This window comes from Vibrio bivalvicida, from assembly GCF_001399455.2.
GTDB lineage: Bacteria > Pseudomonadota > Gammaproteobacteria > Enterobacterales > Vibrionaceae > Vibrio > Vibrio bivalvicida.
Genome location: NZ_LLEI02000032.1, coordinates 68,094 through 80,771, shown reverse-complemented (window position 1 = coordinate 80,771; position 12,678 = coordinate 68,094). Strand labels below are relative to the sequence as shown.

Below are 12,678 nucleotides of genomic sequence, written 5' to 3'. Positions count from 1 at the left end.
TTAAAAAGATTAAGGAAGCAATGATGAGCTTATTAGATGTCAAAGATCTGCGTGTAGAATTTACCACTCAAGATGGTATCGTGACCGCAGTAAACGATTTAAATTTTTCTCTGAATCAGGGCGAGACTCTAGGTATCGTAGGTGAATCTGGTTCAGGTAAATCTCAGACTGTATTCGCTATTATGGGGTTGCTGGCAAAGAACGGTATTATCTCAGGTAGCGCAAAATTTGAAGGCAATGAAATTCTCAACCTTCCAGAAAAAGCACTCAACAAAGTTCGTGCAGAACAGATTGCAATGATCTTTCAAGACCCAATGACGTCGCTTAATCCTTACATGAAGGTAAGTGACCAGTTGATGGAAGTTCTCATGCTGCACAAAGGCATGGGTAAAGCCGAAGCATTCGAAGAATCTGTACGCATGCTTGAAGCAGTAAAAATTCCAGAAGCGCGTAAGCGTATCACCATGTACCCACACGAATTTTCTGGCGGTATGCGTCAGCGTGTAATGATCGCTATGGCTCTGTTGTGTCGTCCAAAGCTATTGATTGCAGATGAACCAACAACAGCACTCGACGTAACGGTACAAGCCCAGATCATGGATCTGCTTAACGAGCTTAAGTCAGAATTCAATACTGCAATCATTATGATCACTCATGACCTTGGCGTTGTTGCTGGTTCATGTGACAAAGTACTGGTAATGTATGCAGGCCGTACCATGGAGTACGGTACAGTTGATGAGATTTTCTACAACCCAAGCCACCCATATGCAGAAGGTTTGCTCAAGGCGATTCCTCGTCTGGATACCGAAGGCGAAATTCTACCGACAATTCCAGGCAACCCGCCTAACTTGCTTCGTCTTCCGCAAGGCTGCCCTTATCAAGAGCGTTGCCACCGTGTTATGGATCGTTGTAAGCAAGAAGCGCCAATTTTGACGCCATTTGGTGATGGCCGTCAGCGCGCATGTTTTTCACAGTGGGAGGCTTGGAGCAAATGAGTGTAGATAAGAACTTAATCCTAGATGTTAAAGAGCTTAAAGTGCACTTTAGCATCGCATCGAAATCAGCTTGGCCTTGGTCAAAACCTGCAAATCTCAAAGCAGTTGATGGTGTAAACGTACGCTTATACGAAGGTGAAACCCTAGGCGTAGTGGGTGAGTCTGGCTGCGGTAAATCTACTTTCGCGCGTGCAATCATTGGGCTCGTCGAAGCGACTGACGGTGACGTGATGTGGCTTGGTCAAGACTTGACTAAGATGCAAGAAGTTCAACGCCGTGAAACGCGTAAAGAAATTCAAATGATATTCCAAGATCCGCTGGCTTCTCTTAACCCGCGGATGACAGTGGGAGACATCATCGCTGAGCCTTTAGAAACCTTCTATCCAGAGCTATCTAAAGATGAAGTAAAAGATCGCGTCAAAGAGATGATGGCGAAAGTTGGCCTACTACCAAACGTGATCAACCGTTACCCACACGAGTTCTCAGGCGGTCAGTGTCAGCGTATCGGTATTGCACGAGCACTGATTCTTAAGCCTAAAATGATCATCTGTGATGAGCCAGTATCAGCACTAGACGTGTCAATTCAAGCTCAGGTAGTCAACCTACTTAAAGAGCTACAAAAAGAACTTGGTTTGTCTCTTGTGTTTATCGCCCACGATCTGTCAGTAGTTAAGCACATCTCAGATCGCGTATTGGTGATGTACCTAGGCAATGCGGTTGAGCTTGGTGAGGCAGAAGCGCTGTTCGCCGATCCTAAGCATCCCTACACGCGCGCTTTGATGTCGGCAGTACCAATTCCGGATCCTAGGCTCGAGCGAAACAAGAAGATTGAGATGTTGGAAGGGGATTTGCCATCGCCAATTAATCCTCCATCAGGTTGTGTATTCCGTACTCGTTGCCCTCAGGCAACAGAGGCTTGTGCGCAAACTAAGCCTTCAATTGAAGGTAGCGATGTTCATGCAGTGTCTTGTATACACGTTAGCGTATAGTTTCAGCCTGTGACGGGCTTAAGCGCGGCATCCTTATGGGGTCGCGCTTTTTTTGTACGCGCATTTCTCTACCATTCAAAATATTCGAACAACTAAGCCAATTGTCTCTAATTATCTACGTAAATGATTTACTTATACTTAAACCATCAACGAATAATCTGGTTAGGAGACAATAATGGGTAAACTAGTTGAAGGTGTGTGGCACGACGTTTGGTATGACACTAAATCGAGTAATGGCAAATTTGTTCGCGAAGATTCCGGATTTAGAGATTGGATTAAAAACGAGCCCGATGCCAAATTTCAGCCTGAATCTGGGCGCTATCACCTTTATGTCTCATTAGCCTGCCCATGGGCTCATCGGACTCTTATCTTTAGAAAGCTAAAGGGGCTTGAAGAGCACATTGATGTTACTGTTGTCTGCCCAGACATGATGAGTGAAGGTTGGCAGATGGGGTTACCGGAGCCTCTGTTTGGTCATACCCGTATGCACCAGATCTATACGCAAGCCAAACCAGACTACACGGGTCGCGTAACAGTGCCAGTACTTTGGGATAGGAAGCACAATACCATCGTGAGTAACGAATCGTCAGAGATCATTCGTATGTTTAACTATGAGTTTAATGAACTTACTGGCAATACCGATGATTATTATCCGCAAGCTGACCGCGAGATGATAGATGAATGGAACGCGTATATTTATCCGCATGTGAACAATGGCGTTTATCGTTGTGGTTTTGCGACGACGCAAGATGCGTATGAAGAGGCCTACAACCATCTATTTGAGTCGCTAGATAGATTGGATGCCCATCTAGCGAAAAGCCGTTACCTTGCTGGTGACAGTATCACTGAAGCCGATTGGCGTTTGTTCACCACGCTGATCCGTTTTGATGCCGTTTATGTTGGACATTTTAAATGTAATATGAAACGTATCGCAGATTACGCTGATCTCAACGGCTACATGAAAGAGTTGTATCAGGTGTCTGGTATCAAAGAGACGACGGACTTTTACCATATTAAGCGCCACTACTACTTTAGCCATACCGGAATCAATCCTACGCAAGTGGTGCCAGTAGGGCCAGATCTAGATTTGGATTCCCCTCATGGGCGAGACAGCCTTTAGTCTTTTTGAGCCTAATAAAAGAAAACCCTCGCTAAGGCGAGGGTTTGTCATTTCAGAAAAGGTTAAATTAGTTAACCACTTTCTCTTCTGCTTGAGCCGCTTGGTCTGCTTGGATTGCAGTTAGAGCTACTGTGTATACGATGTCGTCTACGAGCGCGCCGCGAGACAGGTCGTTTACAGGCTTACGCATGCCCTGAAGCATTGGACCGATAGATACTAGGTCTGCTGAACGTTGTACTGCTTTGTACGTCGTGTTACCTGTGTTTAGGTCTGGGAATACGAATACAGTCGCTTTACCTGCTACTGGAGAGTTTGGTGCTTTAGAAGCTGCAACGTTTTCCATGATAGCCGCGTCGTACTGCAGAGGGCCGTCGATAACAAGATCAGGACGTTTCTCTTGAGCAAGTTTCGTTGCTTCACGGACTTTATCTACGTCAGCACCCTTACCAGATTCACCAGTAGAGTAAGAGATCATTGCAACGCGTGGGTCGATACCGAATGCCGCAGCAGAATCTGCAGATTGGATTGCGATTTCAGCTAACTGTTCAGCAGTTGGATCTGGGTTGATCGCACAGTCACCGTAAACCAATACTTGGTCAGGCAGTAGCATGAAGAATACAGAAGATACGATAGACGCATCAGGTGCAGTCTTGATGATCTGGAACGGAGGAACGATAGTGTTCGCAGTTGTGTGAACAGCACCAGAAACTAGACCGTCAACTTCGTCATTCTCAAGCATCATTGTGCCTAGGAATACTGAATCTTGTAGCTTCTCACGCGCTACAACTTCAGTCATGCCTTTCGCACCACGTAGTTCAACTAGACGAGCAACGTAGTTTTCACGAACTTCATCAGAGTTGATGATCGTTACGCCAGCACCTAGCTCAACGCCTTGTTGCGCTGCAACACGTTTGATCTCTTCAGGGTTACCTAGAAGCACACATTCCGCGATGCCGCGTTCAGCACAGATAGCTGCCGCTTTAACCGTACGTGGCTCGTCACCTTCAGGAAGAACGATGCGCTTGCCAGCTTTACGAGCAAACTCAGTTAGCTGATAGCGGAATGCTGGTGGGCTTAGGCGACGAGACTTCTGAGTCCCTTCGGTCATAGACTCGATCCAGTTGCCGTCAATGTTGCCTGCTACGTGCTCGTTGATGAACTCGATACGCTCTTTGTCGTCCGCAGGAACTTCAATAGAGAAGCTCTGTAGGTTTAGAGACGTCTGCCAAGTGTTACCTTGTGCTTTGAAAATTGGTAGACCTGAGTCAAACGCAGGCTTACATAGACCAACGATCTCTTCTGGGATGTCGTAACCACCAGTCAGAAGAACTGCACCGATTTCAACACCGTTCATTGCTGCTAGCGCTGCTGCAACGATAACGTCTGGACGGTCGGCCGAGGTAACAAGAAGTGAGCCCGGTTTGAAGTGCTCAATCATGTTTGGCAGAGAACGTGCACAGAATGTGATGCTCTTAATACGACGGGAATTAACGTCACCTTCATTAATGATGTCTGCACTTAGGTGCTTCGCCATATCGATAGCACGAGTCGCGATTAGGTCGATGCTCCAAGGCACGCAACCAAGAACACGGATTGGAGAAGTGTTGAAGATCTCCATCACTTTCATTTCGTTTTGTTTCGCGCTATCAGCGTCATCAAAGATTTCTGATAGGTCAGGGCGAGTACGTCCTGCTTCATCAACTGGTGCGTTTAGTTTGTTGATGATAACGCCAGAGATGTTCTTGTTTTTAGTGCCACCGAAGTTAGAACAAGCTACTTCAATACGCTCTTTTAGCTGCGCAGGGTTATCTGTGCCAGGAGTTGCCACTAGAACGATCTCTGCGCCAAGTGTTGCTGCGATTTCTGCGTTCACTTGGTTAGCGAATGGGTGCTTACGCGTAGGAACAAGACCTTCGATTAGCGTAACGTCTGCATCTTTGTTGATTTGGTTGTAACGCTCAACTACTGTTTCTAGCAGCTCATCCATGTTGTCGTTACCGATTAGGCTTTCAGCAACAGACATCATCATAGGTTGGCCGATCTTCACGTCACTGTTTGCACCAACGATAGTTGATGTGAGATCCGGTTGATCGCCCCCAGAACGTGGCTGACAGATTGGCTTGTAGAAAGAAACTTTAACGCCTTTGCGCTCCATAGCGCGAAGAACACCCATGCTTACGCTAGTAAGACCAACACCAGCACTTGCAGGGATAAGCATAATAGTACGAGACATTCGTAGAGTACCTATAGCTATTGGGATAAAAGCTTAACTGCGTATTCCTTATCATCTGGAATAGAAGTTAAGCCCCTTGGTAAGAAAACCGGCTGACGTTGGTCAGCCGGTTAAGTCAATTAAAGACCTGCTAGACGAGCAGTGTCTTCAGCGATAACTAGCTCTTCGTTAGTAGAGATAACCATAGCTGGGATACGGCTGTTCGCAGTAGTGATAGTACCTTCGCCACCGAAACGAGCTTTAAGGTTAGCTTCACCGTCAACTTCGATACCGAAGATACCTAGGCGGTTTAGAACCATTTCACGGATAGGGCCAGAGTTTTCGCCGATACCACCAGTGAAAGTGATTGCGTCTAGACGACCTTCAAGAGTCGCAGTGTAGCCTGCTACGTATTTAGCTAGACGGTGACAGAACACGTCCATTGCACGAGTTGCTTCTTCTTTCTCACCGTAGTTGTCTTCAACGAAACGACAGTCAGAAGTCACTTCAGTTAGGCCAGCAAGACCAGACTCTTTAGTTAGCATGTTGTTGATTTCTTCAACAGAGTAACCTAGAGCGTCATGTAGGTGGAAGATGATTGCAGGATCTAGGTCACCACAACGAGTACCCATTACTAGACCTTCAAGAGGAGTAAGACCCATAGAAGTGTCTACAGATTGACCGTTCTTGATTGCACATACAGAAGCGCCGTTACCTAGGTGACAGTTGATGATGTTTACTTCTTCAACTGGCTTGTCTAGTAGGTTAGCAACTTCACGAGTGATGAATAGGTGTGAAGTACCGTGCATGCCGTAACGACGGATGCCGTGCTCTTTGTACAAGTTGTACGGTAGAGCGTATAGGTAAGACTCAGAAGGCATTGTTTGGTGGAACGCCGTGTCAAAAACAGCAACGTTTTGCAGACTAGGGAAGTTTACTTTAGCCGCTTCGATACCAATTAGGTGAGCTGGGTTGTGAAGAGGTGCGAAAGTCGCAGCGTCTTGAATACCCTTAAGTACTTCATCTGTGATTAGTGCAGATTGAGTGAACTGCTCGCCACCGTGAACGATACGGTGACCGATAGCGCCAAGGTTAGCTTTAAGCTCAGGCTTAGAAGCAAGAATAGTTTCTACCATGAAAGATAGTGCTTCTACGTGAGCAGCGCCCGCGCCTAGTTGTGCTTCGTGCTTGCCGTCAAGTTTCCACTTCATACGAGCTTCTGGAAGACCTAGACACTCAGCAAGACCAGTTAGGTGCTCTGCACCTGTTTCTGCATCAACTACAGCGAATTTAAGAGAAGAACTACCGCAGTTTAAAACTAAAACTAGCTTAGACATTAATGACTACCTGTTAATTTTTCTGATCGAAATCAGTAAGGGTGAAAATTAATCTCAAGAATAGACGAAGCAGGAAAAGCTGCGTACTAATCTTGGTCAAAAAAACTTCGAATTCCGTATATAAAGACAGTGGCGATTCAAATCACCACCCTTGCATCCGCTGCAGATAGGTCTCAAGAGTTGCTTAAATTGTAAATAACGGCAACAATGAGATTGTGGGTCCGCAAAGGATAACGATAATAGGCAATGATAACAAAAAAATTTGAAAGAATATTAACTTTCATCAATTTTTTGTTAGTTTAGTTGAAGGTTTCAACTAAATTTTAGTTTAGGACCCTGTACTGGAGTGAGAGAGCCCTATGAGTAATAAAGCTGGTTTAGTTCATAGTTTACGAAATGGACAAAAGTACATGGATACTTGGCCAATGCGTAAAGAGCTTAATTTGTTGTTTCCAGAGCAGCGCATCATTAAAGCAACGCGTTTCGGCGTAAAAGTGATGCCAGCTATTGCAGCGATCAGTGTCTTAACGCAAATGGCATTCAATAATTACCAATCGATGCCTCAAGCCGTGATCATCGCTCTATTTGCTATTAGTATGCCAATTCAAGGTATGTGGTGGTTAGGTAACCGCGCTAATACGCAACTCCCACCGGCTCTTGCTGGTTGGTATCGCGAGATTTACCAAAAGATAGCCGAAAGTGGCTTTGCTTTAGAACCAATGAAATCGCGCCCTCGCTACAAAGAGCTTGCTCAAATTCTTAACCGTGCTTTCCGTCAGTTAGATAAAAACGCATTGGAACGTTGGTTTTAAGAGAGGGAACGGGCTGCACCTTAAAGAACGCTGTGCTTCGAGAATCGGGAACGGACTTCGTCCTGTGAGAGGTTAGGTGGTGATTTAATGAAAACTGTTGACAGAATTTGCCTCCTAGTAGACTAAAATAGTCTCGCATCTCGCATCTCGCATCTCGCATAAAAAAACGCCCACCGAAGTGAGCGTTTCCTCTTATTTAATACTATTCAGCATTAGTTGAACATCGCGATAGCGTCAGCTGGGTCTACGTATTCTAGCTCGAAGCTTTCTGCTACTTCTTTACACGTTACTTTTCCGTGGATTACGTTTAGACCTTCTAGGAAGCCATTGTCCTCTAGAAGTGCTTCACGGTAACCTTTGTTCGCTAGCTTAACGATGTAAGGCAGAGTTGCGTTGTTTAGTGCAAACGTAGATGTACGAGCAACAGCGCCAGGCATGTTAGCTACACAGTAGTGAACTACGTCATCAACGATGTATGTTGGATCAGCGTGTGTTGTCGCGTGTGAAGTCTCAAAACAACCGCCTTGGTCGATTGCAACGTCTACTACTGCCGCACCTGGCTTCATCTTAGCGATGTGCTCTTTGGTAACGAGTTTAGGTGCTGCTGCGCCTGGGATTAGAACTGCACCAATGACTAGGTCAGCTGCTAGAACATGCTTCTCAATTGCGTCTTCTGTAGAGTAAACCACTTTTGCACGACCTTGGAATTCTTCATCAAGACGGCGAAGTGTATCAACATTGCGATCTAGGATGGTAACGTCTGCACGAAGGCCTACAGCCATACGAGCTGCGTTTGCGCCAACAACACCACCGCCAACAACGACAACTTTCGCTGGCTCAACACCTGGTACACCACCTAGTAGAAGACCACGGCCACCGTGAGATTTCTCTAAAGTTTGTGCACCCGCTTGAATAGACATGCGACCTGCTACCTCAGACATTGGAGCAAGTAGTGGCAAGCGACCCATATTATCTGTTACAGTCTCATATGCTATACAGACAGCTTTGCTCTTGATTAGCTCATCAGTTTGTGGAAAATCTGGTGCTAGGTGCAAATAAGTAAATAAAATTTGCCCTTCTCGAAGCATAGCTCTCTCGACAGCTTGAGGTTCTTTAACCTTTACAATCATTTCTGCTTGCGCGAAAACGTCAGCAGCGGTAGGAAGAATGGATGCGCCTACAGCGATGTAATCATCGTCTGAAAAACCGATGCCTGAACCGGCATTAGTTTCAACAAAAACTTGGTGACCTTGAGACACTAGTTCGCGAACGCTCGCTGGGATCATACCAACACGGTACTCGTGGTTTTTGATTTCTTTAGGTACGCCAATGATCATCCTGAATCCTCATTATATTTTGGTTGTGTAAACTATAGTAGTTGTATTAACTGTGTGTAGGGTAATTCTGTCGAATTAATATCTAGTATAGATATGATTGAATAAAATTTGATACTGAATATTAAAAAGTTGTAGTATATTTTTTTGCAAGGAAGTAATAAGGTGGAATAAAAAATGGCAGACAACAATAAAAAGCCGTCCAAGGATCTAGACCGTATCGATCGCAACATTCTAAATGAGTTGCAGAAAGATGGTCGTATTTCGAATGTAGAGCTTTCAAAGCGAGTGGGTCTTTCTCCGACTCCTTGTTTAGAGCGTGTACGTCGCTTAGAGCGTCAAGGTTACATTACGGGTTATACAGCACTGCTAAACCCGCAATACTTAGACGCATCGCTTTTGGTATTCGTAGAAATCACGCTAAATCGTGGTGCCCCTGACGTGTTTGAACAGTTCAACACGGCAGTGCAGAAACTTGATGATATCCAGGAGTGTCATTTAGTGTCTGGTGATTTTGACTACCTGCTTAAGACTCGTGTATCTGACATGAGTGCTTATCGTAAGTTGTTAGGGGATACGCTTCTGCGCTTACCTGGTGTTAATGACACACGCACTTACGTGGTGATGGAAGAAGTCAAACAAACGAACCAATTGGTTATCAAAACTCGCTAACTCTGTGAGAGTTTGGGCTTAATGTCTTAATAGCTTTCTATATTCTGACTTTAAGCAATTGGGTTTTTGCCATTGATATGGTTAAATCGATAGTCCGAGTAGCATAGCTGCTCGGACTATTTTTTTCTTACCAATCAGGGTAGCTTCTCAATCGATTGGTGTTATTCATAAAGATAAAGTTGGTTATGTTTAAAGAGACCAAAAACAAAGTAGAAACGATCATTAAGACGGGAGAAGATTCTCAGCCATCCCGGCTGAGTGGTCCTCAGCGCCTTCAAGAGTGCATTTTGATCGTCGTCGTCCTCGCTTCAATTTTACTGTCAGTCGCACTTTTTACATTCAATGCTGCTGACCCTTCTTGGTCTCAAACCGCTTGGGGCGGAGAGATTAATAACGCAGGTGGTCTAGTTGGCGCATGGTTGGCGGATACACTCTTCTTTACCTTTGGCTCCCTTGCTTACGTGATTCCGTTTGTATTAACAGGTGGTGCGTGGGCGGTGCTACGTAATCGCGATGAAAATGACCCGATCGATCTAATGTTGTGGGGGACGCGACTATTAGGTTTAACAATTCTAATATTAACCAGTTGCGGTTTGGCGGATATCAACTTTGACGATATTTGGTACTTTTCATCTGGTGGTGTGATTGGTGATGTCTTGACCAGTCTTGCTTTGCCAACTTTGAACATTCTTGGTTCGACTCTGGTCTTCCTATTTCTTTGGGGGGCGGGCTTTACATTGCTAAGCGGCATTTCTTGGCTGTCTATCGTGGATTGGTTAGGTGAGTGCACAATTCGTTTGTTGACTAGCACAGTTAACAAAATTCGTGGCCGCGAGGATGAAACGCTAGAAGCTGAGCTAAGCAGTCACCGATATGAAGCGGGAGCGGCTCAATCGTTTGAAGAACCAAAACTAGACAACAGCGAAAAAGTTGAGCAAATAGAAGAAACCGATCGAGAACAACGCCGATACAACATCCATGTCCCCGAAGCTGTTGCAACCACAACACGCCCGATGGAAGCCACAGCAGAGCCAATAGTAGAAGCGGTTGCTCAAGTTGTTAATCAACCCGTTTATGCAAACGCTGCGAGTGATCACTCAGTGGAAAGCGCTGTGGAGCCAGACTTTGAAAGAAGTAAGCATCTGGGTGCGACAATAGAAGATCTGGAACGCGCCGCAATCAATGGTGATGAACTGCCTCAAGTCGCCCTGCCTGAAGTTCAAGTGGAAACCAATACTCAAGATATGCCAACTCATCACGTGGAAACGACTTCACCAGTTGAATTGGGTCAGACTGACTACCCAGCGTCTTGTGAGGTAACACAAGCTAAAGAGGGTAATGACTTCCCATGGAACGAAGGGCTGGCCGAGACAGAGCTCGTTCAGCCAACGATCAATACCACTGAGCTGGAACAGATTTCCTCAAATATTGAACCTGAAGATGACTATCAAGAGCCTGTTATATCCTCTTTTGATGTAGCAGAGGAAGACATTGTTGACGAGGTGACTGAAGAATTGGTCCAGGATCAAGATGCGGCCGCGCTGAACAGTATGGTCGCAGAGGCTCAAGCTAAAGTCGCAGCGCAGCAAAATCCGTTCTTGGTACAGCAAGAGACGAACCTGCCTAAACCAGCGGAGCCAATGCCCACTCTTGAGTTGCTTTATCACCCGGAAAAGCGTGAAAACTTTATTGACCGAGAAGCGTTAGAGAATATTGCTCGCTTAGTTGAAGCGAAACTTGCCGACTATAAGATCACAGCAAGCGTAGTCGATATCTTCCCAGGACCTGTCATCACTCGTTTTGAATTGGATTTGGCTCCGGGTGTTAAAGTGAGCCGCATTTCTGGTTTATCGATGGATTTGGCTCGTTCGCTGTCAGCAATGGCGGTACGTGTGGTAGAAGTCATCCCAGGCAAACCCTATGTGGGACTTGAGCTACCAAACATGAGTCGACAGACGGTATTTTTCTCGGATGTGATTGGTAGCCAGCAGTTTATCGAAGCAAAATCACCAACAACGGTAGTGCTTGGTCAAGATATCGCAGGTGAAGCTGTGGTAGCTGATCTGTCTAAAATGCCGCACGTGTTAGTGGCGGGTACGACAGGGTCGGGTAAATCGGTCGGTGTTAACGTCATGATTCTAAGTATGCTCTACAAAGCGACCCCGGAAGAGGTTCGCTTTATCATGATCGACCCGAAAATGCTTGAACTGTCGGTTTACGAAGGCATCCCTCATCTTCTTTCCGAAGTCGTTACAGACATGAAAGACGCATCGAATGCTCTGCGTTGGTGCGTTGGGGAAATGGAGCGCCGTTATAAGCTAATGTCTGCTCTTGGTGTACGTAACATTAAAGGTTTTAACGACAAGCTTAAAATGGCCGCTGAGGCGGGACACCCTATCCATGATCCCCTATGGCAAGCCGGTGACAGTATGGATGAACATCCACCACTACTTGAGAAGTTGCCTTACATAGTTGTGATTGTCGACGAATTTGCCGACTTAATGATGGTTGTGGGTAAGAAGGTCGAAGAGTTGATCGCTCGTCTGGCTCAAAAGGCGCGTGCTGCAGGTATTCACCTTATCTTAGCCACGCAACGTCCATCAGTAGATGTAATCACAGGCCTGATTAAAGCCAATATTCCAACCCGAGTGGCCTTCACAGTATCAACCAAGACGGACTCTCGGACCATCCTTGATCAAGGTGGTGCGGAATCGCTGCTTGGTATGGGTGATATGCTGTATCTACCACCGGGGTCGAGCCACACAGTTCGAGTTCACGGTGCATTTGCATCGGACGATGATGTTCATGCAGTGGTGAATAACTGGAAGGCACGTGGTAAGCCAAACTATATCGACGAAATTACCAATGGAGATCAAGGCCCAGAAGCTCTTTTACCGGGTGAAAAACCTGAAGGTGAAGAAGAGATGGACCCATTGTTTGATCAGGTGGTTGAACATGTTGTGCAGTCTCGCCGTGGTTCAGTTTCTGGTGTTCAACGCCGTTTTAAGATTGGTTATAACCGAGCAGCGCGTATTGTTGAGCAACTTGAAGCTCAGGGTATTGTCAGCGCCCCTGGGCATAATGGTAACCGTGAAGTACTGGCTCCAGCACCTGGTCGTGAGATGAACTAAGTACTGTCCTTAGATGAATCAAAAAAGGGTTAGCGATTGCGCTAACCCTTTTTATTGCTTTGGATTTAGAGTTTTC

At 45.8% G+C, this 12,678-nt stretch carries 9 protein-coding genes; 6 read left to right on the top strand and 3 right to left on the bottom strand.

Annotation, left to right across the window (positions count from 1 at the left end; all coding sequences use genetic code 11):
* Positions 1–23 precede the first annotated feature (23 nt).
* The 3 genes from oppD to APB76_RS11270 all read left to right on the top strand — a co-directional run bounded on the left by oppD (position 24) and on the right by APB76_RS11270 (position 3,104).
* Entirely contained in the window at positions 24–995 is a 972-nt protein-coding gene (gene oppD / locus APB76_RS11280; protein ID WP_049843760.1) for an ABC transporter ATP-binding protein, read from the top strand.
* Entirely contained in the window at positions 992–1,984 is a 993-nt protein-coding gene (gene oppF / locus APB76_RS11275) for a murein tripeptide/oligopeptide ABC transporter ATP binding protein OppF (protein ID WP_054961641.1), read from the top strand. The genes oppD and oppF overlap by 4 nt, the downstream gene beginning before the upstream one ends.
* A 175-nt stretch (positions 1,985–2,159) precedes the next feature.
* Positions 2,160–3,104, top strand: coding sequence for a glutathione S-transferase family protein (locus APB76_RS11270; protein ID WP_054961642.1), 945 nt, complete (start codon positions 2,160–2,162; stop codon positions 3,102–3,104).
* Positions 3,105–3,171: 67 nt separating this feature from the next.
* Here APB76_RS11270 and pta read toward each other — a convergent pair whose 3' ends face one another.
* Complete coding sequence (gene pta, locus APB76_RS11265) at positions 3,172–5,337, bottom strand: phosphate acetyltransferase (RefSeq protein ID WP_049843763.1); 2,166 nt, start codon at positions 5,335–5,337, stop codon at positions 3,172–3,174.
* A 119-nt stretch (positions 5,338–5,456) separates the two neighbouring features.
* Complete coding sequence (locus APB76_RS11260; RefSeq protein WP_049843764.1) at positions 5,457–6,653, bottom strand: acetate kinase; 1,197 nt, start codon at positions 6,651–6,653, stop codon at positions 5,457–5,459.
* Positions 6,654–7,012: 359 nt separating this feature from the next.
* Between APB76_RS11260 and yfbV the strand changes: the two genes are divergently transcribed.
* A complete protein-coding gene (yfbV, locus tag APB76_RS11255; RefSeq protein WP_049843765.1) occupies positions 7,013–7,465 on the top strand; it encodes a terminus macrodomain insulation protein YfbV in 453 nt (150 codons plus the stop codon).
* 212 nt (positions 7,466–7,677) lie between these two features.
* On the opposite strand, the gene ald is transcribed toward yfbV, so the two are convergent.
* A complete protein-coding gene (gene ald / locus APB76_RS11250) occupies positions 7,678–8,802 on the bottom strand; it encodes an alanine dehydrogenase (protein WP_054961643.1) in 1,125 nt (374 codons plus the stop codon).
* Between the two features lie 174 nt (positions 8,803–8,976).
* On the opposite strand from ald, the gene lrp reads away from it, so the two are divergent.
* Positions 8,977–9,471 (top strand): leucine-responsive transcriptional regulator Lrp, encoded by a 495-nt coding sequence (gene lrp, locus APB76_RS11245; protein WP_004414493.1) that lies wholly within the window; start codon positions 8,977–8,979, stop codon positions 9,469–9,471.
* Between the two features lie 185 nt (positions 9,472–9,656).
* On the top strand, positions 9,657–12,602 hold the full coding sequence (locus APB76_RS11240; RefSeq protein ID WP_054961644.1) for a DNA translocase FtsK: 2,946 nt from the start codon (positions 9,657–9,659) through the stop codon (positions 12,600–12,602).
* Positions 12,603–12,678 lie beyond the last annotated feature (76 nt).

Excerpts from the sequence above, each read along its gene's own strand:
- APB76_RS11270 (WP_054961642.1), top strand. The coding sequence starts at position 2,160 with ATGGGTAAACTAGTTGAAGGTGTGTGGCACGACGTTTGGTATGACACT.
- oppF (WP_054961641.1), top strand. The coding sequence starts at position 992 with ATGAGTGTAGATAAGAACTTAATCCTAGATGTTAAAGAGCTTAAAGTG.
- yfbV (WP_049843765.1), top strand. The coding sequence starts at position 7,013 with ATGAGTAATAAAGCTGGTTTAGTTCATAGTTTACGAAATGGACAAAAG.
- APB76_RS11260 (WP_049843764.1), bottom strand. The coding sequence starts at position 6,653 with ATGTCTAAGCTAGTTTTAGTTTTAAACTGCGGTAGTTCTTCTCTTAAA.
- ald (WP_054961643.1), bottom strand. The coding sequence starts at position 8,802 with ATGATCATTGGCGTACCTAAAGAAATCAAAAACCACGAGTACCGTGTT.
- APB76_RS11240 (WP_054961644.1), top strand. The coding sequence starts at position 9,657 with ATGTTTAAAGAGACCAAAAACAAAGTAGAAACGATCATTAAGACGGGA.
- pta (WP_049843763.1), bottom strand. The coding sequence starts at position 5,337 with ATGTCTCGTACTATTATGCTTATCCCTGCAAGTGCTGGTGTTGGTCTT.
- oppD (WP_049843760.1), top strand. The coding sequence starts at position 24 with ATGAGCTTATTAGATGTCAAAGATCTGCGTGTAGAATTTACCACTCAA.
- lrp (WP_004414493.1), top strand. The coding sequence starts at position 8,977 with ATGGCAGACAACAATAAAAAGCCGTCCAAGGATCTAGACCGTATCGAT.